This is a genomic window from Accumulibacter sp. (assembly GCF_029255285.1).
Classification (GTDB): Bacteria; Pseudomonadota; Gammaproteobacteria; order Burkholderiales; family Rhodocyclaceae; genus Accumulibacter.
Window position 1 is genome coordinate 15,634 of the sequence record NZ_JAPUVI010000030.1, and the last position, 22,885, is coordinate 38,518.

Below are 22,885 nucleotides of genomic sequence, written 5' to 3' on the forward strand. Positions count from 1 at the left end.
CTTGGCGGCGAGCGGCAGGCTACGCCGCCAGGAAGGATATCGATCAGGCGAGCTGGAAGCGCTTGACCGACTGCTCCAACGTGCTGGCCAGCGACTCCAGGTGCTTTGCGATTTCCGCCATCGAGTCGACGGTATTGCTGACTTGCGTGCTGCTCGTGGCGATTGCACTGACGTTGTTCGATATCTCTTTGCTGCTACTGCTTTGCTCGCGCAACTGGGCGGTGATGTCGTCGACACTGGAAATCACCCGCGAGGCGGAGCCGTGGATGTCATCCATCGAACGTTTGGCTCGTTCCGCCTCGGCCAGCGCATCACGAACCCGTGTCGTACCGGCGGCCATGCTCTTTTCCGCTTCCGTCATGCACGAGCGAATCTTTTCGACGGTCGAGGATATTTCCAAGGTTGATCGTCGCGTCCGTTCGGCGAGCTTGCGCACTTCATCGGCAACGACCGCAAAGCCGCGGCCCTGTTCGCCGGCACGGGCGGCCTCGATGGCGGCATTAAGCGCCAGCAGGTTGGTCTGATCGGCGATCTCGCGAATCACATTGGCGATCGTGGCAATTTCCTCCGATTGCTGGCCAAGTTCGGTTACCGATCGCGACGATGCTTCGACCACCTCGGCGATCGACTTCATTTCGCTGGCCGTGCGACTCACGATCTCGCGGCCGGCGATCGCCGCCTCGCCCGTTTCTCTCGACGTGCTGTTGACTACATTCGAACTGCCCGAAATGTTCTGGATCGACGTCGACAGTTGCTCGACCGCAGCGGCGATCGTCTGTGCCGACTGGCTGCTGGCCGACGAGGCAGCCGACACTTGGCTCGATGCGCCAGCCAGGCGGCTGGCTTCCGACAACACTTCGCCGGATGTGGCATGAACAGCGGCGATCATCTCCCGCAGGTTTTCCTGCATCGTCCGCATGGCGGCCATCACGCTCTGTGTATCGTTGGGTACCAGGCTGATCGACTGCGTCAGGTCGCCACTGGCAATGGCGCGCGCGAGCGCAGCGGCGGTCGCCGGTTCGCCGCCAAGACGGCGCGTCAGGCGCCGGATCGTGGCGCCGCTCAACAGCAAAGCGACGGCGACGGCGGTCAGCGAGCCCAGTAGCGCCAAAATCACGATGCGAAGCGCGGCGTTCTCCTGCTTGGCCAACTCCGCCCGGATCTGCTCGTCGAGTTTCGACTCGACCGTCTTCATCAAATCGATGCGTGCCGTCGATGCCCGGAACCACAACGCCGGAGCGACGTCGAACTCCTCGCCGGCGATCGATTCGAGTGCCTTCCGGCTCATCTGTGCCACCTCCTCGACGATGCCGCCCTTGACGGTCTGGTCGACGGTGTCGCGTGCTTCGGCGGTGGCGAAAGTTCGGAAGCTTCGCATGTAAAGATCGTGGGCGGCGACGATTCCGACAAAACGACGGAACGACTCGGGATCAAAAGTCTTAGCGGCGAAGGCCGCGTTCAGTGTTGCACGTTCGCGGCCCGCGAACTCCTTGGCTTGAACGAACATCAGATAGGCCGTCGCCTGGCGCGCGATTTCCGCGTTGTTGGTGGCCTGGGCAACAGCGCCGATCACGTCGACCCCAGCCGAAATGGCTGCCGTATAGTGGGCAAAGGATTCTGCCGGCTTGACCGTCAGGGCGTCGACCTGGCGGCGGAGATCGGACAGGGCCGCGGCTTTGTCGATCGCCGCTTCGACTGGGGGGAGCAACGCTTGCGCCAGCCGGGGCGTTTCGCCCAGGCGCGTGGCGACCAACTTCAGACCGTCCAGTTTCTGATTGGTCAGTTCTCTTTGGCGGCTCAGTTCGGGGTGAAACTGCTCGCCTTTGCTGGCCAGAAAGCCTCCCGAAAGCCCTCGCTCCTTTTGCTGTTCGTGAACAAGTTGGCCGGTGACGATTGCCGCCTCGATGGCCGCGTTCGAGAGGCGGACTGACCGCAACTCGCCGATTGCTTCCCAGACAGCGAGCGTCGAGTAAACGACCAAGGCCAGGAGGGGAAGCGAAAGCATGACGAGCAGCCGGTTGCGGGTCGACATTTCTCGGGATGGATTCGCCATCGTGAAGGCCTCGCACAGGAAGTCTAAACACGCAATTTTAACGTGGACATCCAAGACGCACCATTCTGATGCGTTCTGAACTCGCTCTTCAGATCAAGCCAGAAAGTCTTTGCCACAACCCGATCTGACGCGGCGCAACATGTCCTGCGTCAGGTTTACGATGGTTGCCGCCATTCTCGGCGGCAAGAGACGACTTTCTCCTCGACCGGCACCATCGCGCGTCTGAGTTGCGCGCGCGTCGAAACGCGCCAGACAAGCGCCTGGTGTCCAGCCGGTGCTAAGTGCGCAGCACGTTGGAAAAACAAGGGTCATCCATGTGATGAAAAAGTATTTCTCAAGCCTGGGAATGCCTCTAAAATCCTCAGGCTTGGGTGCCCAAACCAAGAATTCGGTCAGCGCAACGACCCAGGGTCGAGCAGGCAGTGAGAGAAGCGTCGAAGTTTGGACAAGTTTCAACGGTCTATTAGCTTTGGGGCCAGCATGGAAACACTCCATAAGAACTTGGTGAAGCACCACAGAATTTCCCGGCAGATCGCCGTTCGGATGGCGGTTGGGGCGCTCTTGGTCACGCTGCTATCGTTGTTGAGCTTCGGCATGCTCGACTACCGGGACCGGGTGCAAGCCGCGCGAGACGCGTTGAACGAAATCGCTCAAAGCTCTGCACCGGCTATTGCGGGTAGCCTGTGGGGGTTCGACACGGCGCAGGTGGAGGTCATCGTCGATGGACTCACCCTCATCCCGAGCATCGCTAATGTGCTCGTGCTGGACGAGAAAGGTGTCGAGGTGACTGGCTCTGGCTACGAGGTAAGCGATCCAGACAGGCGGCTCGAAAAGCGGGTCGATCTTGTCTATCGGGATCCCGTGATGGAATCTCGGGTCGGCCAACTGCGGGTGGTGGTCGATCTCTGGCCCCTCAAAGTTGCGGCGGTGTCGCGCCTGCTGCCGCTCCTGATCGCGCTCGTGCTCGTGGTCACGGCGCTTGGTGCGGTCTTTTTCGCGCTGTTCGAGCGGGCGGTTGCTCGGCACTTGATTGCCATTTCCGACTATTTGTCGGGCATGTCCTTGGACCGGCTCGACAAACCGCTGGCGCTCCCGCCAGGCGCCCGGCTCGACAACGAGTTGGGCGTGGTGGTCGCGGCCATCAACGGCATGCGTCAACAGATCCTCAAATCGCACCGGGAACTGGAAGATCATCGGCGACACCTGGAAGAGACGGTGGCGCGACGTACGGCCGAACTCCGGCGCCAGCAGGCGTTCGCCCAGGCCGTGTTGGAGAACATTTCCGATGGCGTCGTCGCCTGCGACGAGAGCGGGCGGCTCTCGTTCTTCAACCGTGCGGCGCGCGAGATGCCGGGCATCGCCCAGGACGACCTGCCGCCGGAGCAGTGGGTGGAGCGTTACAGGATTTTCGAGGAGGACGGCGCGACGCCCATGGCCTTAGCGGACATACCGCTGTTTCGCGCCCTGCAGGGGGAGAGCGTGCGCAACGCGCAGATGGTCATCGAGCAGGCGGACGGACGCCGGCGGAATCTTCTGGTTTCCGGACAATCGATGCTCGACGCCGATGGCGCCAAGATTGGTGCGGTCGTCTCGCTGCACGACGTGACGGAACAGAAGATGGCCGAGGCCAGGCTGCTGGAAGCCAAGGATGCGGCGGAGGCGGCGAATCGCGCCAAGAGCCTGTTCCTGGCCAACATGTCCCACGAGTTGCGCACCCCACTGAATGCCATCCTTGGCTTCTCCGACCTTGTCCGCCGCAGTTCCGGCCTGTCCGAAACCCAGCAAGCGAACCTGTCCATCATCCACAAGAGCGGCGATCACCTGCTCGGTCTCATCAACGACGTGCTCGACCTGGCGAAGATCGAGGCCGGGCGCACCCAGATCGAGCGCGCGCCCTTCGACTTGGCCGACCTGATCGACGGGATCGCCAACATGATGCGCGTCCGCGCCCTGGAGAAGGGAGTGCAGCTACTGGTCGTGCAAGCCCCCGAGTTTCCCCGCCATATCGTCGACGATCAAACCAAATTACGCCAGATTCTCATCAACCTGCTGTCCAACGCGGTGAAGGCTACCGAAGAAGGAGGCGTCACCCTGCGTCTGGGCGTCGAGCCGGAACCCACCGAGCGCCTGATTCTGGAGGTCGAAGACACCGGCATCGGCATCGCCCCGGAGGAACAGAGCCGCATCTTCGATGCTTTCGTCCAGTCCGGTGCTTCGGGAAGTTGGCAGGGCACCGGGTTGGGCCTGGCCATCACTCGGCAATTCGTGGCGATGATGGGCGGCCAACTGACGCTCACCAGCGAAGTCGGCAAAGGCAGCCTCTTCCGGGTCGCCCTGCCGCTGCACCGGGCGCGCGCCGAAGATCTTCCCGAGGTGCTGCCGGAAAAAGGCGAGGTGATCGGGCTGGCAGCAGGACAGCCGGAGTACCGGATTCTGGTCGTCGACGACAATCCGGAAAACTCTCTTCTGCTCACTCAGTTGCTGGAGCATGCCGGCTACCTCGTGCGGGGGGCGGACAACGGCGCCGAGGCCGTGGCGCGCTACCAGGACTGGGCCCCCCATTTCATCTGGATGGACCAGCGCATGCCGGTGATGAACGGGGTGGAAGCGACCCGGCGGATTCGCAGCTTGCCCGGCGGCGACGTCGTGAAGATCGCGGCCGTCACCGCCTCCTCCTTCAAGCAGGATGACGCCCTGCTGCTTGAAGCCGGGTTCGACGCCATCGTCCACAAGCCGTTTCGGCCCGAGGAGATCCACGAGTGCATGGAAGATCTGCTCGGCGCCAAGCTTGTCCGCGCGGCGCTGCCGACGATCGAACGCGCACGCCAACTGCCGGCGCAACAACTCGCCACGCTGCCCGAAGCCCAGCGCCAGGCTCTCGTCGAAGCCATCGTCAGCCTCGACCGTAGCTGCATGAAGGCGGTTCTGCTGGAGATTGCGGAGTCGCAACCCACCTCTGCCGACGTACTCGGCCATCTGGTGGATAACTACGAGTATGAAACCATTCTGAACATTCTGGAGCGTGTGCCGAGTGCGGCGGACAACCCGTAAACCGACGCTCCCGCGCAATGTGCCGGTAGCTGCGGGCAGTCGTTGTGCGGCTTGTGTCGCCGTGATCTACCCACCGCCAGTCAGGGTAAGCTTGCGGCGTCATGTCGTTTCGGGTGGAAACGGGCCACCCGAGTTCGACCTGCGCCGTGCCAAGGGGCGCTTGTCCAGTGGGTGCGAAACCCACCCGGCGACTTTCGCTCCAGCCGGTAGCCATCGGACCCGTCATGGAAGTAACGAAGTGGCTGAATCCTTCGGTGTAGAGGGTTACTGGGTGACTTGGCGAGCGTACAGGCTGTAACGTGAGTGAACGCTGAGCAAGCTTCGAAAAGGGTGACGCACGGGCGACCTGCCAGTCGATGCGGGGAAGGCTGAGACTGCTTGGGAAGAGAGCGGAACGAGCACCGGGTAGCCGCGCCGGGGTATTGGCGGTGGCCTGTACGAAAGAGGAAGAGCGCGCGCAACACGGGAAGTCCTCGATGGTGGAGGTAGGAGTCTCCAACAAGTTGCCGGTGACGGCGAGGCCTGGCCATGGAGGATGGCGGAGGGGCCGGTAGTAGCGTGGAAGCCGGGTAATGCCGGTGGAGGGAAGGGGCCCTGGTTCAGAATCAACGCAGGAAGTGGCAAGGGCAGGAGATTGGGACACCTATCAACTCCGACAAGCGTTCAGAAGCTTCAGGCGGTGTTAAAGGCGAAAGCGAAGGCAGAACCCGAGTTTCGGTTCTATGTCTTGGCCAGGCAATAGTCGCCAGCAAGAGCCATGAGATCACTGCCATCCCGGAACTCCTGAAGGCACTGCCTATCAACGGGTTGCTCGTTACCATCGACGCCATGGGGTGCCAGAAGAACATCGCCCGTCAGATCACCGACCGGGGCGGCGACTACCTGCTGGCGGTCAAAGGCAACCAACCGACGCTGTTGGATGCCATCGAGACGGAATTCATTGACCAGTCCCCATCGGCAGATGTCGATCGTCACCGCCAGGTCCACACGTCCCATGGTCAGATCGTCGCTCAAATCGCCTCGGTGCTAGCGGCGCAAGGGATCGTTGATCTGGCCAATTGGCCCAATAGCAGGACGATCGCGTGGGTCGACTCCCGCCTAAGGTCGCTGACCACGAGTAGACGCTCGAGCGGCACTACTTACATCCGCTCTCGTGAATTGACGGCCGAAAAACTCGCCGCAGCGGTTCGGGGCCACTGGGGCATCGAGAATCACCTTCACGGGGTGCTCGATGTCAGCTTTGGCGAGGATGCCAGCGCCGTACGCAAGGACAACGCTCCACAGAAGAGAACCTCTCCCTCCTGAGGAAAATCGTTCTCGACCTAATTCGTCTGGATACCGCCGGCAAAACCAAGACCAGCCTGCGCCTGAAGCGCAAGCGCACCGCTTGGAAGGACGACGTCCGGATGAGGATACTGGGCTTTAGCGTGCAATAACATCCGAGTGCCGAGGCCCTGACCTGCCGAACTACTTGATCAGTGAATATTTTCTTACGACATTGTTGAATCTGTCGAGAAACCACTTGTGTTCATTGAGAAATTTTTTGGAGAAATACATGCCAAGCGGCATATCTCGGCAAAGTATCTTCTTATATTTGCCCGCATCTATTTTGTTGTTGGCGAAGTACTCCTCGATCACCTTGTCGTTTACAAGTACGGCCTTGATCCTTTTGGCGTCCAGCATCTTGACCAGCGCGTCCATGTCGCCTGGCGTTCCGGAGATTATGTAATTGTTGTCGCGCAGATATTTTTGCATGTTTGTGCCAAGAAGAACGGCCACCGGTTCGCTTTGCTGGAATTCCCGACTATTTGGGTCGAGGTTTGAATCCTTGTTCAAGAACCAATACCATTTTTGAGGCACGAAAACCTTGGACAAGACCGCGTAGGAGCTTCTCTCCTCGTTCCATGAGGCGGCAAAAAAAGCATCCGCTTCGCCATCCTTCACCATCGCCTGAGCTCTTGCCCATGGATAGATCGTAATTTCATACTTTATGTTCATCTCGTCGAGAACCCTTTTCACCACTTCTGTCGCCTCGCCTCCGACTTCGCCACTTGGCAGTTTAAAATGGTAGGGCGCCCACTCCTGGGTTGTGATAATTATTTTCCGGTTAATTTCTTCCGCAGAAAATGCATTTGAAAAACCAAAAATCCACAACACAGCAAGCAAAGCATAGTTTTTCATGTGCTCTCCATCCGTGACACTAAAGATTCGCTGATCAATGCGCCTCGCGACCCCGCTTCAATTTCGGTAGCGCCGCGCAACCAAACACAAGAACTTCTGCCCACGGGGTTGTCTCGTCCATTTCGTACCTTCAGGATCTACTTGGGAAGAACTGATCTGCTTCATCTCGCCATTTGGCGGGCGAGAAAGCCGAGATTATACTATGCGGATAGGTTGCGACTGAATCAACGGTCCTCTGGACGTGTTCTCGGCTGATCTGGCGAACCGCGCAGGCCAGCAGCATCAGTCTCCGCACCCTTGCCAAAACCCCGGAGGCGGGTGGTGGCTGCCGCCCAGACTTCTTGGCCATCTCGATTGTTTCGTCGATGATCGGCGCGGTTTCGATGCCTCGGTTGTGGTGGTGTCTGATCACGTTGATCGGCCACTCGAAAAACTTGTTCGCCTGCTGACACCGGTGGACGGTCCGGTCCGTCCAGATTTCGAGAGAAGAGAGGGTGACACGGAGGGCGGGAGACTTCCGCTCTCGCACAGGGGCTTGGCGTTACACAAAGAATGGCCGGGAGAGCCGCGCGTAATGCGGAAAGCACAAACGAAGACGCCCAAGCGAGAACGCTTGGGTGCGGAATTCTTGTGGCGGAGCGCTGACCATTGCCGACTGACCTCCCGCGCTTGCGAACGATGGGGCAGAGATGCGACGGCTCGCGAGGGGTTACGGGATACACAGCGGTCGATCGCCGACCCAGCCCTAGCCGATCCGCTCCTGCTTTAGTCGCAGCCTGATCTGGTGACGATCGTATCTGAGCTCGTCATAGACGGTCGCCTTCTCAGTCGCCACACCTGACAAGGCGTCGCGCGCGGCTCGGGTACTCGTCCTCATTGTTCCCGCCTTCTGGCGTACCCGCTCAGGCGTTGGTCGCTCGCGTCGTGCGCAAAGCCCCGCTATGGCCGATGCCGAGCCGGGCGAGTTCAACCGAAGCTCAGGCGGCACCCGGCTACCAATTCGATCAGCGCATCGCCTGGTGTCTTCAGCGGTAGGAAAACGCGGAAATCTGGCGGAGAAAAGCTCAGGCCACCATGGCTGAAGCGCGAAATGCCGTGCTTACGGCTAGGCTCCCGCGTATCCGTCCCTTCGCCGCGTCGAGGACTCGCTGCGTCAGGCTGCCGCCCGTCCTTCGCCCGGCTCCAGGCCGACAATTTTCGGGCCCGATTTCTTGGTGGCGCCAGACCCCCGTGGCTGTTGGCCGCCTTTGACACTTGGTAGAGGCCGCACGAAGACGGTTCGTCCCAAGCCGTCGGGACTGCTTGCCGCCTGGGTTGCGCTGCGATTCCGGCGAAGTTTTCAGCTTTCGTCGGCATGCTTTCCCCGAACAACGAGTGCTGTCAGCGCCTTTCAGAGCCTGAATTAGTTGCGGGAACCGCATTGGTCTCCTATTGTTTTATTATCCATTCTTCGGTCGGCGTTGCGACACTTTGGGCTATAAGCCCTAAATACTAAATATGGATGCCGTAACTTCCTGGGGGGTTGCCAATCATGGCGGCACGGGTCTTGTTGGTCGTCTTGCTTGCCTTTCTCGTCGGTTGTGCCCAAATGAGCGAGATGGCATTCAAGCTGAAGGTGACGGCGGCACCAAATTCGCAGCTTTATGTGCAACAGGAAGGCTTTCAGCCAACCGTTCGAACCCTCGAGGTCGTGGTTGATGTGGCCCCGCCGGTACTAGGGTGGGACGATTCAACTGCTTCGATTCACTCAGCCCTTCGCAACGAATACGATACGATTACCGATGTCGTTCTTGAGCAACTGGTAGCTCAGTCAAAACAGTTGGGATATGAACCGAGCTTCCGGCTTCAGGCCGAGCGGGTCAGCCTGTTCCACAGAAGTCCCTCGACATCTCCCGTTGCGGTCGTGAGTTCCGTAGGAAAAAAAGTGACTGAGCGGCGCAAACAGCTCGAGCCGCACAACCTGCTCTATGTCTGTCTACCAGTTGCCAAGAGCCAGACTATTCCCGCGGCATTTGGAGGAAGGCAGGCCATCCTCGCTTTTTCCAGGCCAGTCTTGTATCTGGGCTCAGCCCGAGAAGACTGCGGAGGGATGTTCGGTCTCACCAACATGAATATCGGTTTCAGTGATAACAATGGCAAAGGTGTTTGGAGCGCACAGGTGCGTGTCAGATCAATTCTCGCCATCGCACCGAACGATTTTGATTCCCTATACAGCCGGGTAACCAGGAACTCGAATGAGAGTTCGTTTCAAGTGCCCAGCGTGCAGTACCTCACCGCAAAAGAGTGGGGTGCCGTCCTTGCCAAGGATTTGGCGGATACCTTCTCGTCGGCCTCGAAGCCCGAGTGACCGGCAGTTCCCCGAACTCTGGCGTGTGGGCTTGCTTCGTCAATTCGGCCGGGAGCGATGCTCCGCCGTTACTGGGGGGCGTTGCTTGCAAGGAGGAGCAGACGCAAGATGACGGTTTTTGCCGATCTGGCCAACGTTTGTTACTTCGCGAAAGTCAAGCCTGAGTGACACTCCTGTGCGCAACAGCGGCTAAATAGGCTCGAAGGGCAGAGCGAAGAATATGGCGCAGACCACGGCCCGGCGTTTCAGCGTCCCTGCCAGTACCGACGGTACTCGCCGCGATAGGAGGACAGCGCGAGTTCGCTGGCCAGCTCGATGCGCACCGCGCCGTCGCGGTCGCTGCGCCACAGCCGGCTGCCGGCGTAGCGTGCGACGACATCGGGCCGCGGATGCTGGAAGCGGTTGCGGTAGCCAACCGGAATGATCACTTCCTGAGCGCCAACGGCCGCCACGAAGTCCGGGGTCGATGACGTTCCACTGCCGTGATGCGGCACCAACAGCACGTCGCTGCGCAGTTGATCCGCTGCCCGGGCCAGCAGCGCCTGCTCGTCGCGTGCCTCGATGTCGGAGGTGAGCAGCATGCTGCCGACGGCATTCTCGATCCGCAGCACACAACTCATGTTGTTGGTCTTGACGGCCTGGTGCTCGTAGTCGTCCGCCTGCGGATGGAGGATCGTGAAACGCACGCCATCCCAGGTCCAGGTCTGACCCGCGACGCAGCGTTCGCCGGCGAGTTCGGGAACCGATGACAGCGTGCGGGCGATCGGTAAAGCTTCCTGCACGGCGACGACGCCCCCAGAATGGTCCTTGTCGCGATGCGTCACGATCAGCGCATCGATCAGCCCAAGCCCTTGCGCGCGCAGAAAGGGAACGACGATTCGCTGGCCGGCGTCGGATTCCGCGCTGTACAGCGGCCCGGTATCGTAGAGCAGGGTATGTCCGGCCGTGCGCACGACCACGGCCAGTCCCTGGCCGACATCGAGCACGTCGATCCAGGCGTCGCCTGCCGCCGGCCGGGCAGCCGGCCAGGAGAGCGCCGGCAGCAGCAGGCACAGGCCGAGCCAGCGTGCCGGGAAGCCGCGTGGCAAGAGCAGCCACAGCACGCCGAGCACGGCCAGCAGGGTGGCCGCTAGTGGCGGTGCCGGCTGTTGCCAGATCGGCCAGCCGCCCAGCCAGGCGAGAAAGTGCATCACGCCCGATAGCAGCCAGTGGTCGAGAAACAGCAGCGGTGGCCAGGGAAATACGGCGAAGACCAGCGCCAGCGGCGTGATGACGAAGCTGACCAGGGGGATGGCCAGCGCGTTGGCGAGCGGCGAGACGAGCGAGAACTGCTGGAACAGAAAGAGCAGCAGGGGCAGCGTGCCGATCGTCACTGCCCACTGCGTCGCTCCCCAGCCGACGAGTGCCGCCCGCCAGCCGCCCGCGGTGCCGATTCGCGCCGTGCCGACGAAGAAGAGCAGGCCGACGGCGACGAAGGACAGCCAGAAGCCGGGCGCCAGAACGGCCCACGGATCGATCAGCAGCACGACGAGCAGCGCCAGCAGAAGGCTGCGGCTGGCGCCGAAGTGGCGACCCGACCACAACGCCAGGGCGACGACGGTCAGCATGTAGAACGTCCGCTGCGTTGGCACGGCAAAGCCGGCGAGCAGCGAGTAAGCGCCGGCGGCCAGCCAGCCGGCGGCGATCGACGCTTTCGGCGCCGGCAGGAGAAGCATCAAGCGCTCGCTGCGCCGCCACAGCCAGCCGACGAGGCCGGCGAACAGAGCCGCCACCATCGTCACATGCAAACCCGAGATCGACATCAGGTGAGTCACCCCGGTCTGCCGGAACAGGCGCCATTGGTCGGCGGGAATGGCCGCCTGGTCGCCGATTGCCAGCGCCGCGAGAATTCCCACATAAGGCGCTTCCGGCAGGGTATCGAAGAACGAGCGGCGGAGCCGCTCGCGCCAGCGCTCGAGCGCGTAAGCGGGTCGCCAGACGAAATCGTCGAGTCGCTGCGCCGCGCTGCGCGGCCGCACATAGCCTGTCGCCCGCAGTCCGCGTTCGAGCAGCCAGGCCTCGTAGTCGAAGCCATGCGGATTGGCGTTGCCGTGCGGACGCTTCAGGCGAACGGTGAATCGCCAGCGCTCGGCGGGGCGGATCGGCAGCGCCTCACGCCACTCTTCCTCGAGCTGGCCGCGGTACCAGGAAAGCATGACGCGGCGAGGTAGCACGGCACCCGGCGTCACCACCGTCTCGACGACGAACTCGAAGCGCTCGCCACGCTCGAAGGCGTGCGGCAGCGCGGCGACGACGCCGACGACTTCGATATCGCGGCCTTCCCACTCGGGTGGCAGTCGATCCGCCAGACGCTCGCCGGCGAGCAGCGCGGCCCAGGCCAGACCGAGTAGCGCGCCGCCCAGCATGGCCGCCAGGTGGCCGATGGCGCTTGGCCGACGGCCCGGCCATACGGACAGCAGCAAGCCGGCAAGCAGCAGGCCGGCGAGCAGCAGCAGGGCCGGAAGTCGTTCCTGGATCTGCAGAAGCCCGACACCGAGGGCGAAAGCGATGATGCGCAGGCGCATGCGGCATCAGACCTCAATGACTCGCATCCGCGGAAACGACCATGCGGGTTGCTGCCGCGCGCCGGCCGCCACAGGAAGCCGGTCAGCCGAGACGGAAGCGGCGCATCTCGGCCTCGAGATCTCGCGACAGTGTTTCGAGCTGCTGAGCCGTGCTGGCGTTACCGGCCACCAGGCGGCGGTTCTGTTCGGCCATTTCGGCGACGCGCTCAACATTGTGGGCGATCCCGCTACTGGTGGTGCTCTGTTCGCGCAGCGCCTGCGAAATGTCGGCTACGCGGTCGACCACCTGCCGCGCGTTGCCACCGATTTCGGCGATCGACTCCCCGGCCCGCCTGGCCAGGGCGACGCCCTCGCCGACACGGCCGACCCCGGCGTTCATGCTGGCCGCCGCGGCGCGTGTGCCGTTCTGAATGGCGCTGATCATCTCCGCGATCTCGCTCGTCGAGCGGCTTGTCCGCTCGGCCAGTTTGCGCACTTCGTCGGCCACCACAGCGAAGCCGCGTCCCGACTCGCCAGCGCGCGCCGCCTCGATCGCCGCGTTGAGCGCCAGCAGGTTGGTCTGATCGGCAATCTCCTTGATCACGTTGACGATCGCCGAGATACGTTCCGAACGTCCGCCCAGCTCGGCGACGATGGTTGCCGACTGATTGACGATGTCGGCGATCCGCTCGATCGCCTGGACGACACTGCCGACCGCTTGCTGGCCCTCGGACGACAGCTCGCCGGCTCGCGCAGCAATCCGGTCGGCGTCCTGCGCACGGCTCGACAGGTGTTCGATGCGCGCGCTCATCTGCTCAATGGCGGCGGCCATGGTCGACGCCGCGTTGCTCTGCTGCTCGCTGCCATGCTGAATACGCGCCGCCGACGCGGAAAGGTGTTGCGTCGCGTCGCGCACCTCGCCGGCGCCGCGCTGGACGCTTTGGAGCAGGCCGCGGAAGGCGGCCACCATGTCGTTCAGGCTGTCGCCGACGAGTTTCAGCTCGTCGGCGGTTCCGAGATCGACGCGGACGCTCAGGTCGCCGGTAGCGATCGTTCGTGCGTCGGCCGCCAGCCTATCGATACTGCCTATCGTCGAGTAGTAGGCACCGACAGAGACGTAGGCGTAGAGCAGCAGGATCAGCACCGACAGGGCGAGGCTGAGGTGCAGCTTGCGTTCGGCCTCGGCGACGCGGCCATGCAGCAAGTGCTCGATGGTCGGAAACAGGCTGCCGAACATCTCCTTATACGCTTTTTCGAGTGAAGCGGTGGTTAACGAAAAATACTCGCTCGCGGGCGTCGCGAAGGTGCCCGAAAGAATGTCCTGGTTGACCAGCGCGCTGACTTTCTCGGCCGCCCCCGCCATGTCGCCGGTCGAAGCCGCCAGCGCCGGCTGCAGGGCGGGGTTGTAGCGCGAGGTTTTTCCAATATTGCGGCGCAGACCTTCCACGGCCGCATTCAGGTCGGCCAGCAAGGCGGTAAACTCGACCTGTTGCGACAACACCAGCGCTTGCCTGCGGGTCAACACTCCCGTACCCAAAGCGCGTAGCTGTCCCATTCGCTCGATGGCCAGCGGCAGCTTGTCGACCGCCGTATCGATCAGGTAAGTCGAGTCGATTTCCGGATCATTGATCAGCGTGTAGTGATCGGCGACGAAACCCTGCAGGCTGAGCAGATCGTCGATCAGGCGGTTGTGCGCCAGGAAGTTCTCGCGCGGGATCAGATCCAGGCCATCCTTCTGAATGGCAGCCCAGCTTTCGGCAATCTTCTGCCACAGATCGCTCGTTGCCAGTGCAGGCACCAGCCCGCCTTCGAGGGCCTGGAAGGCGGCGTTCACTTCCTCTTCGCGTGCCGCTCGCCTGTCCCGCATCTCCTCGCTTCCGTTGAGCACGCCCGCCGAAAGACCCCGGTGGACCTGCAGATGTTGGACCAGGCGGGCGACCGGTTTGAGCACCTCGATACCGGCCAACTCGTGTCGCGAACTGTCGATCACTCGGGACAGGCTCTGGTAGAGGTTGGCCACCAGAACGGCGATGGCGATCAGGGCGAGCGCACCCATGAACGCGAATTTCTTCGTATAACCGACACGGTTGAGCAGCACGATGGCGGGTGTGAACAGGGCTCGCATCTTTGGCTCCCTCCTTTCCTTGGACCAGGCTTGTCAGGCATCGCGAGCGGCGCTGGCCAGAGCCGGTCCATGAATGTCACTCGCCCGACGTGTGCAGGCGTCCGTCGCGCAGCGTCAGGATTCGGCCGACGCGGCCGGCCAGGGCCGGGTCGTGGGTGACGACGACGAAACTCGTCTGGCGCGAGCGGTTGAGCGCCAGCATCAGCTCGAAGACGCTTTCGGCAGTCTGTCGATCCAGGTTGCCGGTCGGTTCGTCCGCCAGCACGCAAGCCGGCTCGGTGACCAGTGCGCGGGCGATCGCCGCCCGCTGGCGCTCGCCGCCCGACAGCTCGGCCGGTGTGTGTTGCAGGCGGTGCGCCAAGCCGACCTCGTCGAGAACCTTTGCCGCGCGCGCTTCGGCTTCGCTCCTCGCTACCCGGCGGATGTGCAGCGGCATGGCGACATTCTCCAGAGCGCTGAATTCGGAAAGCAGATGGTGAAACTGGTAAACGAAGCCGAGGTGGCGATTGCGTAGCTCGCTGCACTGCGCGTCGTCGATTTTCGCCAGATCGTGCCCCATCAACTGCACGCTGCCGCCGCTCGCCGCATCGAGACCGCCGAGCAGGTGCAACAACGTGCTCTTGCCCGAGCCCGACGCACCGACGATAGCCACCCGTTCGGCGACGCCGATCGCCAGATCGACGCCGAGCAGGACCGGGACGTCGGTTTCGCCCTGGCGAAAGATTTTGCGCAGGCCCTGGCAGGCCAGTACCGGATCACTCATAGCGCAACGCCGCCGCCGGATTGACACGTGCCGCTCGCCAGCTCGGATAGAGCGTCGCCACCAAGGCGAGAACGAAAGCGACACCGGTGATCGTCGTCACGTCGCGCCATTGCAGTTCGGACGGCAGATTGGAAATGTAGTAGACCTCCTTGGCCAGAAACTGTGTGCCAAGCAATCGTTCGATGAAGGGAACGACGACGTCGACATTGAGCGCCAGCGCCACGCCACCGGCGACGCCAAGCCCGAGGCCGATGAAACCGATCAGGGCACCCTGCACGATGAAGATGGCCATGATGCTCGACGGGCGGGCGCCCAGAGTGCGCAAAATGGCGATGTCGGACTGCTTGTCGGTCACCGCCATGACCAGGGTCGACACGATGTTGAAGGCGGCGACCGCGATGATCAGCGACAGGATGATGAACATCATGTTCTTTTCGATCTGCACGGCGCGAAAGAAGTTGGCGTGGCTGCGCGTCCAGTCGCTGATGAAGGCATCAGTATCGAGCGTGGCGGCCAGCGCGCGCGCGACGCGCGGCGCCAGAAAGAGATCGTCGAGTTTCAGGCGCACGCCGGACACCCGGTCATCCATGCGGTAGAGACGCTGTGCGTCGGCCAGGTGGATCAGGGCCAGGCCGCTGTCATATTCGTACATGCCGACCTCGAACAGTCCGGCAACGGTGAAGGTCTTCAGGCGAGGAACGACGCCGGCCGGCGTGACGACACCCTGGGGCGCGATCAGCGTCACCTTGTCGCCGACGAAGACGCCGAGCGCACGCGCCAGTTCGCTGCCGAGAACGATGTTGAAATGCTCGGCCTGCAGGGCGTCGAGCCGGCCGCTTTTCATGTGCGGGCCGAAGTCGGCGACCTTGTCTTCCCGATCCGGCAGAATGCCGCGCACCAGCGCGCCGCGCACCGCTTGCCCGAAGGCGAGCATTCCCTGCGCCTGCACGAAGGGCGCCGTAGCCAGGACATGGGCCTGCCCGGCGGCCTGGCTGGCGACCCGCTCCCAGTCCCCCATCTCGCCGCTGGCGCCGGTGATCTGGACGTGCGAGACGACGGCAAGGATGCGCGCTCGCAGCTCGGTCTGAAAACCGTTCATCACCGACAGAACGACGATCAGTGCCGCAACCCCCAGGGCAATGCCGAGCATCGAGATCAGCGAAATGAAGGAAATGAAGTGGTTGTGCTTCTTGGCGCGCGTATAACGCAGGCCAATCAGCAGTTCGTAGGGCAGAGCCATCAGCGGCAAATACTCCTCTCAGGGTGGCGGCGCGAAGCGCCGAAGGCACGGGTTCACTATGCTACACTTTTCGACGTCATCCGGCCGCAGGCTGTCCGTCGCTCCCATCGGAACGGCCTGCCTGGCCTTCCGTCACATCACTACGCCTCCCCATGCCGCTTACCCTGGTCGTTCCCGAACTGCTATGGCCCGAACCCGGCGACCGCCAGACTTTGGAGTCCCTGGACTGCCCGGGCTTGTGCACGCTGCTGGCGCGCAGTCGGCTCGGGCGGCGCCCGCCGCAATCGTTCGAAGCCGCACTCTGCGAGCCATTCGGACTGACCGGCGAGCTTCCGTATGCCGCCTATCGCGTGCTTGGCGAAAGCGGCATGACGGCGGCGCGTGAAGCCTGTTGGATCTGCGCCGATCCCGTTCATCTACGCCTGCATCAGGAGCGCCTGGTTCTGGCCGACGGCGGCAGCCTGGCCATCGATTCCGCCGAGGCCGAGGCGATCGTCGGCGAACTCAACCGCCAGTTCTCCGACATCGGCACGTTTCACGTCGCGACGGCCGAGCGCTGGTACTTGCAGTTCGCCGGCGCGCCCGATCTCGGCCAGTTCGACGTTCTGCCGCTGTCTACGGTCGCCGGCCGACGGGTCGAACGGCAACTGCCGGAGACGCCACGCTTGCGCTGGCTGCGCCAACTGCTCAACGAGATCCAGATGCTGCTCCACCGGCATCCAGCCAACATCAAGCGTGAAGAGGAAGGCCGATCGACGATCAACAGCCTGTGGTTGTGGGGTGCCGGCGCCTTGCCGGCGACCGCGGCAAGCTCACTCGCCGGTGTCTGGGCGGACGATCCGCTGGCGCTCGGCCTGGGCCGGGCGTTCGGGCTGCCGGCGCATCCACTGCCGGACGATGCCGGCCAGTGCTTGTCCCGCTGCGCTTCCGCCAGCCGCCAACTGCTGGTCGTCGACGCGCTGCAGCGGGCGGTTCACTACGAAGATGCCGATGCCTGGCGCGCCGCTTTGCTCGACCTCGAAGCCCGCTGGTTTGCTCCCCTGCAGAAGGCGCTGGCCGGCGGTCGGATCGGCCGCCTGTGCCTGCAGGCGACAACGGCCTACGGGACGCTGGCCTGGGAGAGCGGCCGCAGCGAACAGTGGAAGTTGTGGCGCCGCCCTGAGCCATTGATCAGCCACGTGCAGTCGCTGGCCAGGGCGAAACGATGACGCGCCTGCGCGCTCGTCCGGTCGCGCCGCGTCTCCAGTGGCAGCTCGAACAACAGGGGTTGCACCCGTTGCTGGCGCGCCTCTACGCGGCACGCGGAATCACTACGCGCAGCGAACTCGACTACGATCTGACCTCGCTGCTGCCGCCGGCCAGACTGACGCACGCCGCCGAAGCCGCCGTCCTGCTGGCCGATGCGATCGCCGCGCGGACCCGGATCCTGATCGTCGCCGACTACGACTGCGACGGGGCGACGGCTTGCGCGGTCGCCATCCGGGCGCTGCGCGCCTGCGGTGGCTGCGTCGACTACCTGGTGCCGAACCGCTTTACCTGCGGCTACGGCCTGTCGCCCGACATCGTCGACCTGGCGGCGACTCGTCGGCCGCAGCTCATCGTCACGGTGGACAACGGCATCGCCAGCATCGACGGCGTGGCCCGTGCCCGGCAACTCGGGATCGCCACGCTGATCACCGACCACCACTTGCCGGCGGACGAATTGCCGGCCGCCGACTGCATCGTCAACCCAAATCTGGCGCACTGCGACTTCCCGAGCAAGCACCTGGCCGGGGTCGGCGTCATCTTCTACGTGATGCTTGCGCTGCGCGCCGAACTGCGCGGCCGCGGCTGGTTTGCCGAAGGCAGTGGGCGCCAGGAACCGAAACTCGCGGCCCTGCTCGATCTGGTGGCTCTCGGCACCGTCGCCGACGTCGTGCGGCTAGATCACAACAACCGCGTACTGGTCAGCCAGGGCCTGCAGCGCATTCGCCAGGGCCGGCTGACGCCCGGTTTGCGCGCCATTTTCGACGCCGCCGGACGCTCGCCGGCGCAAGCCACGGGTGTCGACCTCGGTTTCGTGATCGGCCCCCGCGTCAACGCCGCCGGCCGTTTGGCCGACATGTCGCTCGGCATCGAATGCCTGATCACCGACGACGAGGCGCGTTCGATGAACATCGCACAGCAGCTCGACGCGCTCAATCGTCAGCGGCGCGAGATCGAATCGGGCATGCAGGAGCAGGCGCTGAGCCAGATGGCCCGGGCGACCGCCGATCTGGAAGCGGCCGCGACGGGTATGGCGACGGCGGCGGCCGGGCTGGCGCTGTTCGATGCGCAGTGGCATCAAGGCGTCGTCGGCATCGTCGCCGCACGCCTCAAGGAAAAGTGGCATCGGCCAGTCTTCGCCTTCGCGCGCGGTGAAGGTGGCGAAATCAAGGGTTCGGGCCGTTCGATCGCTGGCCTGCACCTGCGCGACGCCCTGGATCTGATCGGCAAGCGCGCGCCTGGCCTGCTGTTGCGCTTCGGTGGTCACGCGATGGCCGCCGGGGTGACGATTCGTGAAGTCGACTTCGAACGTTTTCGCGAGCTGTTTGCCGAGGTCGCCGACGAGTTTTTGGCACCGGCCGATCGCCTGCGCACGCTCGAAACCGACGGCGGACTGGAAGCCGGGTATTTCTCGGTTGCCACGGCGCGACTGCTGGCGGCCGAAGTCTGGGGTCAGGGCTTTCCGCCGCCACTTTTCGAAGACGAATTCGTCGTCGAAAGCCAGCGCATCCTCAAGGACAAGCACCTCAAGCTACGCCTGCGCAAGGGGACGCAGCCGCTCGATGCGATCCAGTTCAACTTCGAGCAGGCGCCCGGCGGTACGATGCGCGCCGCTTATCGACTGGCGATCAACGAGTTCAATGGCGTCCAGACGCCGCAGTTGATGATCGAACATATCGAAAGCGTGGTGCCGTGACGGATTCGGAGATCGGTAAACAAGAAAGGCGGCCGAAGCCGCCTGCTTGTGCGTTACGCTGAAACGGTGTATCAGCTGCGGCGCCGACGCGTCGCCAAACCCAGTAGACCGAGGCCGACAAGCGCCAGCGATCCGGGTTCCGGCACCTGAATCTGGACGGTCTCGATTTCAACGATCCAGTTACCCGGGTCGATGTCGATGCGCAGCGTGTTCGCTCCCGGCAGCAGCTCGGCAAACACATCGAAGAACGAGTCCAGACTTTCGGTCGTTCCGACGCCAAGGCTCCCCGGTCCCGGCTGAATGTCGAAGCAGCAGTAGTTGTACGTCTGGTGGGTCAGCACGCCGAGCAGGTTACCGTTCAGCCGCACCTCGTCGTTCTCGCTCAGGTCGACTCCCTCGGCCGTGATCCTCAGGCGCCCCGCGACGCCGGCGGGCTTGGGGTTGAAGAAGGTGATCTCGACGGATTCGGGGTAAGGATCGCCTGCGCTGCTCTGCAGGATCTGATAGACGTCGAGGTTGATCAGAGCCGCTCCCGCCGAGAACGGCAGGCCGAGGAAAGCCAGGGTTGCCAAGACTTTCTTGATCATGTGTGTCTCCTTGCGTGGTGGTCGGTGGAAGAACGTGGAGAGCCAAGCGTCCGTCTGCGGGGCCTTCCCTTTCGCGCTACTTCACTTGCGGCTTGCGAAGAAAATCCGAGCAAAATTCGCACCGGAAATATTTTTTACTTGGAATCCGAGAGTTGAATACATCTTGCCGGCGATCCGTAAAGTTTCCCGACATCGCTCGGAATGGCTATAGTTTTCTCGCCGCAGGAGTGGAGTTCCGTCGGTGTGGTCACCGAAGTCAGCTCCCCTCGCTTCGGGCACTCGGCCGCCGGCGTCGCCATGCCGTCAGGCTGCCAAGCAGGAGGCTCCCAGCCGCCAACGCAAGACTCGACGGTTCGGGTACGGCACGCGTGGGTTCGGCATAGAGGAAATCGTCCATCACCACCATGTCGGTGATCTCGTCGGCGCGCACGCCATTGGACAGGATGGCATTGGCGCCCGAGGTGAGCCGCACCCGGCTGATCTTCTCGCCAGCTTTGGCCACGGCGCCGACGAAGCTCAAGCCCTGGTTGCCTCCGACCAGAACGTCGCGCGCCAGGAGCAGCGTATCGGTCGCGTCGAAGAACTCGATCCTGGTCACGCGAGGCAGTTCGACATCCACGAAAATGGCGCCGAAGGCGCTCGTCGTGGCGGCGATGCCTGTCCCCGGGACAAAGAACGTGACGTCGGTGATATTGCTTTCGACGGCCGTAAACAGCCGCTGCGCGCTGAAAGTCTGCAAGTCGCCCGGGAATCCGAACAGCGTCGGGGTGGGCAGGTCGGCGTTGGCGCTCACCAGGAAACCGCTTCCCGGCGTGCTGAAGACCGCTCCACGCGGCGAGTTGACGTTGAAGAAATTGCCGGGCAGGGGGTTGGGATCGGCCCGTGGGTCAGGCACGCCATCCCAGTTGATCTCGCGGCGAAGGCCGCCGAAAGACCCGTTTGCTCCAGCAACGCTTCCTCCCCCGACGGCGGTACGGAAGGCGTCGCGCGCGGGGCTGATCGCCGCCGGGTTGGCGCCGGCCGCCTCGAAGGTGATCAGGCTGGCCCCCGCTGCCGGGGCCAGCAGCAAGGCGGCGACCGCTGCCGCCGATGTGTAGATTGACTTCATGTCCCTTCTCCTCGCTCTGAAAACGCCTTGGCGATACGACCATCGGCTCGCGTTGAATGCGAACAATAAGCATAAGCAAGATTCTGGCCTGAAAACATTTATTGCGGTATAACAGGTAGTTAGGAAATGTATTTTGCCTTGCTTGCCGATTGGTGTAAAGAATTTCGACAAGTAGGATTGACGCTGGGGCCGCGATCGGCCGGCGGAGGCAAGGGGTAGGACGTCGGTGGCGATCGTGCCCCGGTGTCAACGCGCCGAGTTTGCGTCGCGTCGCGCGACCGACGATAATCCGTTTCGGAGCCGGCTGTGCGGGCCGGCCGAACAGGGAGGTGGTGGATGGATTTGTGGGCGTGCCCGGCGGTGGTCACCGGCGCAGCTTCGGGCCTTGGTGCGGAAACGGCGCGCTATCTGGCCGAAGCCGGCGCCAAGGTGACGGTGATCGACATCGATGGCGACGGTGTGCAGAAGATCGCCGAGGAGATCGGCGGCCTGGCGATTCCCTGCGATGTCGCCGATTCACGGTCGGCCGAGAATGCCGTGGCCATGGCGCGTGCCGCACATGGTGCGGCACGCGTTCTCGTGCATTGCGTCGGCCGTGGCCACTCCGAGCCGATCATCAGTGGCGACGGTCCGATGCCGCTCGACGACTTCCGCCAGCTCGTCGAAGTCAACCTGATCTCGACCTTCAACATGATGCGGCTCGCCGCCGCCGACATGGCGCAACTGCCGCCGCTGGCCAATGGCGAGCGCGGCGTCATCCTGTCGACCGCGTCGGTTTCCGCCTACGAAGGGCAGAGCGGTGAAGCGGCCTATGCGGCATCCAAAGGCGGTGTCGTCAGCATGATCCTGCCGGCGGCGCGCGAACTCGGTGCGCTGGGAATTCGCGTCGTCGGTATCGCGCCGGGGCTGTTCGGTACGCAGACGCTGTTCAACATGGAGAAGAACCTGGATTCCCGGCTCGCTCGCCAGATCCCGTTTCCACACCGCTTTGGCGATGCCGCCGAGTTCGCCATGCTGGTCCTCCACGTCCTCAAGAACATCATGCTCAACGGCACCGTGTTGCGCCTGGACGGCGGCTACCACCGTTAAGCGGCGGGACGAACGAACGCTGGGTCGCCATCGTGGGCAAGCCCCTTGTTCTCCACCTCGTTTCGCACGCTTCGGGCGAGCTGGTCGAAATGCTGGCGCGTAACGCCGTCGCGCAGCTCGCCGGTGTCGAGATCGAGCGACGCTTGTGGAAGATGGTCCGCCGCCTGGGCCAGATACCGGGGATTCTGGCGGCGGTGGCCAGCAAACCGGGCTATGTCCTGCACAGCATCAGTCACATGGACATTCGCGAGACGCTGGAAGAGGGCTGCCGCCGTCTGGCCGTACCTTGCGACTTCGTCCTCGAACCTCTGGTCGGCCGCCTGGCCGCGCACGTCGGCACGGCCGTACAGTTGCATACCAGCTCCGGCGACGCCTTCGACGAAGACTACTATCGCCGCGTCGAGGCCATGAAGTACGCCCTCGCTCACGACGATGGAATGGCAAGCGACGATCTCGAGGGTGCCGACGTGATTCTCGTCGGCGTGTCGCGAGCCACCAAGACGCCGACCTGCATGTATCTCGCATCGCGCGGCATCAAGGCGGCCAACGTGCCGCTGGTGCCGGGCGCGGCGCTGCCGGGCGGACTGATGAACGCACGCAGTCCGCTCATCATCGGACTGGTCGTCGATCCGGCCCGCCTGGCAACCGTCCGCTCGGCCCGCCTGCACTCCCTGAACCAGGACGGCGGCAGCGAGTACGCCGACGTCGAAGCCTTGCGCAAGGAGGTACTCGAGGCACGCCGCCTGTTCGTCATGCGCGCCTGGCCGGTCATCGACGTCACGCATCGTTCGATCGAACAGGCGGCTTCGATGATCATCGCGAAGCTCAAGGCGCGCGCCGGCGATCGTTCCTAACTC

Annotated in this window: 14 protein-coding genes and 1 pseudogene; 7 read left to right on the forward strand and 8 right to left on the reverse strand. The window is 63.3% G+C overall.

The annotated features are described in order from the left end of the window. Positions 1-43 precede the first annotated feature (43 nt). Positions 44-2,053, reverse strand: a complete 2,010-nt coding sequence (locus Q1M07_RS04980) for a methyl-accepting chemotaxis protein (protein WP_300451541.1) — start codon at positions 2,051-2,053, stop codon at positions 44-46. 504 nt (positions 2,054-2,557) lie between these two features. Between Q1M07_RS04980 and Q1M07_RS04985 the strand changes: the two genes are divergently transcribed. Continuing rightward, positions 2,558-5,104, forward strand: a complete 2,547-nt coding sequence (locus Q1M07_RS04985; protein ID WP_300451544.1) for an ATP-binding protein — start codon at positions 2,558-2,560, stop codon at positions 5,102-5,104. A gap of 720 nt (positions 5,105-5,824) precedes the next feature. Further along, positions 5,825-6,540: pseudogene (locus Q1M07_RS04990) on the forward strand (ISAs1 family transposase); the annotation flags it as partial. A 31-nt stretch (positions 6,541-6,571) separates the two neighbouring features. Here the strand turns inward: Q1M07_RS04990 and Q1M07_RS04995 are convergent. Continuing rightward, positions 6,572-7,285 carry a transporter substrate-binding domain-containing protein gene (locus Q1M07_RS04995; RefSeq protein WP_300451547.1) on the reverse strand — a complete coding sequence of 238 codons (714 nt, stop codon included), beginning with the start codon at positions 7,283-7,285 and terminating at the stop codon, positions 6,572-6,574. 1,546 nt (positions 7,286-8,831) lie between these two features. Between Q1M07_RS04995 and Q1M07_RS05000 the strand changes: the two genes are divergently transcribed. After that, complete coding sequence (locus tag Q1M07_RS05000) at positions 8,832-9,632, forward strand: hypothetical protein (RefSeq protein WP_300451550.1); 801 nt, start codon at positions 8,832-8,834, stop codon at positions 9,630-9,632. 245 nt (positions 9,633-9,877) lie between these two features. Here the strand turns inward: Q1M07_RS05000 and Q1M07_RS05005 are convergent, their stop codons facing one another. The 4 genes from Q1M07_RS05005 to Q1M07_RS05020 all read right to left on the reverse strand — a co-directional run bounded on the left by Q1M07_RS05005 (position 9,878) and on the right by Q1M07_RS05020 (position 16,303). Further along, positions 9,878-12,196, reverse strand: a complete 2,319-nt coding sequence (locus Q1M07_RS05005) for a DNA internalization-related competence protein ComEC/Rec2 (RefSeq protein WP_300451553.1) — start codon at positions 12,194-12,196, stop codon at positions 9,878-9,880. Positions 12,197-12,278: 82 nt separating this feature from the next. Continuing rightward, positions 12,279-14,300, reverse strand: coding sequence for a methyl-accepting chemotaxis protein (locus tag Q1M07_RS05010; protein ID WP_300451556.1), 2,022 nt, complete (start codon positions 14,298-14,300; stop codon positions 12,279-12,281). A gap of 76 nt (positions 14,301-14,376) precedes the next feature. Continuing rightward, the gene (gene lolD / locus Q1M07_RS05015; RefSeq protein ID WP_300451559.1) at positions 14,377-15,063 is read right to left on the reverse strand and encodes a lipoprotein-releasing ABC transporter ATP-binding protein LolD; all 687 of its coding nucleotides are present in this window, start codon (positions 15,061-15,063) and stop codon (positions 14,377-14,379) included. After that, positions 15,056-16,303: a lipoprotein-releasing ABC transporter permease subunit gene (locus Q1M07_RS05020; RefSeq protein ID WP_300451561.1), complete on the reverse strand. Its 1,248-nt coding sequence runs from the start codon at positions 16,301-16,303 to the stop codon at positions 15,056-15,058. The genes lolD and Q1M07_RS05020 overlap by 8 nt, the downstream gene beginning before the upstream one ends. Positions 16,304-16,455: 152 nt before the next feature. Here Q1M07_RS05020 and Q1M07_RS05025 point away from each other — a divergent pair, with 152 nt between their 5' ends. Together Q1M07_RS05025 and recJ are read left to right on the forward strand one after the other, a co-directional pair. After that, a complete protein-coding gene (locus tag Q1M07_RS05025) occupies positions 16,456-17,511 on the forward strand; it encodes a hypothetical protein (RefSeq protein WP_300451564.1) in 1,056 nt (351 codons plus the stop codon). Continuing rightward, on the forward strand, positions 17,508-19,244 hold the full coding sequence (gene recJ, locus Q1M07_RS05030) for a single-stranded-DNA-specific exonuclease RecJ (RefSeq protein WP_300451567.1): 1,737 nt from the start codon (positions 17,508-17,510) through the stop codon (positions 19,242-19,244). Before Q1M07_RS05025 ends, recJ begins: the two co-directional genes overlap by 4 nt. A gap of 71 nt (positions 19,245-19,315) precedes the next feature. On the opposite strand, the gene Q1M07_RS05035 is transcribed toward recJ, so the two are convergent. Together Q1M07_RS05035 and Q1M07_RS05040 are read right to left on the reverse strand one after the other, a co-directional pair. Then, positions 19,316-19,831 (reverse strand): PEP-CTERM sorting domain-containing protein, encoded by a 516-nt coding sequence (locus Q1M07_RS05035; RefSeq protein ID WP_300451570.1) that lies wholly within the window; start codon positions 19,829-19,831, stop codon positions 19,316-19,318. Between the two features lie 256 nt (positions 19,832-20,087). Then, on the reverse strand, positions 20,088-20,939 hold the full coding sequence (locus Q1M07_RS05040; RefSeq protein ID WP_300451573.1) for a PEP-CTERM sorting domain-containing protein: 852 nt from the start codon (positions 20,937-20,939) through the stop codon (positions 20,088-20,090). Positions 20,940-21,275: 336 nt separating this feature from the next. On the opposite strand from Q1M07_RS05040, the gene Q1M07_RS05045 reads away from it, so the two are divergent. After that, positions 21,276-22,028, forward strand: coding sequence for an SDR family NAD(P)-dependent oxidoreductase (locus Q1M07_RS05045; protein ID WP_300451576.1), 753 nt, complete (start codon positions 21,276-21,278; stop codon positions 22,026-22,028). 32 nt (positions 22,029-22,060) lie between these two features. Further along, positions 22,061-22,882 carry a pyruvate, water dikinase regulatory protein gene (locus tag Q1M07_RS05050; protein ID WP_300451579.1) on the forward strand — a complete coding sequence of 274 codons (822 nt, stop codon included), beginning with the start codon at positions 22,061-22,063 and terminating at the stop codon, positions 22,880-22,882. Positions 22,883-22,885: the final 3 nt, after the last annotated feature.

Excerpts from the sequence above, each read along its gene's own strand:
- Q1M07_RS05040 (WP_300451573.1), bottom strand. The coding sequence starts at position 20,939 with ATGAAGTCAATCTACACATCGGCGGCAGCGGTCGCCGCCTTGCTGCTG.
- Q1M07_RS05025 (WP_300451564.1), top strand. The coding sequence starts at position 16,456 with ATGCCGCTTACCCTGGTCGTTCCCGAACTGCTATGGCCCGAACCCGGC.
- Q1M07_RS05010 (WP_300451556.1), bottom strand. The coding sequence starts at position 14,300 with ATGCGAGCCCTGTTCACACCCGCCATCGTGCTGCTCAACCGTGTCGGT.
- Q1M07_RS05005 (WP_300451553.1), bottom strand. The coding sequence starts at position 12,196 with ATGCGCCTGCGCATCATCGCTTTCGCCCTCGGTGTCGGGCTTCTGCAG.
- Q1M07_RS05035 (WP_300451570.1), bottom strand. The coding sequence starts at position 19,831 with ATGATCAAGAAAGTCTTGGCAACCCTGGCTTTCCTCGGCCTGCCGTTC.
- Q1M07_RS05045 (WP_300451576.1), top strand. The coding sequence starts at position 21,276 with ATGGATTTGTGGGCGTGCCCGGCGGTGGTCACCGGCGCAGCTTCGGGC.
- Q1M07_RS04980 (WP_300451541.1), bottom strand. The coding sequence starts at position 2,053 with ATGGCGAATCCATCCCGAGAAATGTCGACCCGCAACCGGCTGCTCGTC.
- lolD (WP_300451559.1), bottom strand. The coding sequence starts at position 15,063 with ATGAGTGATCCGGTACTGGCCTGCCAGGGCCTGCGCAAAATCTTTCGC.
- Q1M07_RS05020 (WP_300451561.1), bottom strand. The coding sequence starts at position 16,303 with ATGGCTCTGCCCTACGAACTGCTGATTGGCCTGCGTTATACGCGCGCC.
- Q1M07_RS04995 (WP_300451547.1), bottom strand. The coding sequence starts at position 7,285 with ATGAAAAACTATGCTTTGCTTGCTGTGTTGTGGATTTTTGGTTTTTCA.
- recJ (WP_300451567.1), top strand. The coding sequence starts at position 17,508 with ATGACGCGCCTGCGCGCTCGTCCGGTCGCGCCGCGTCTCCAGTGGCAG.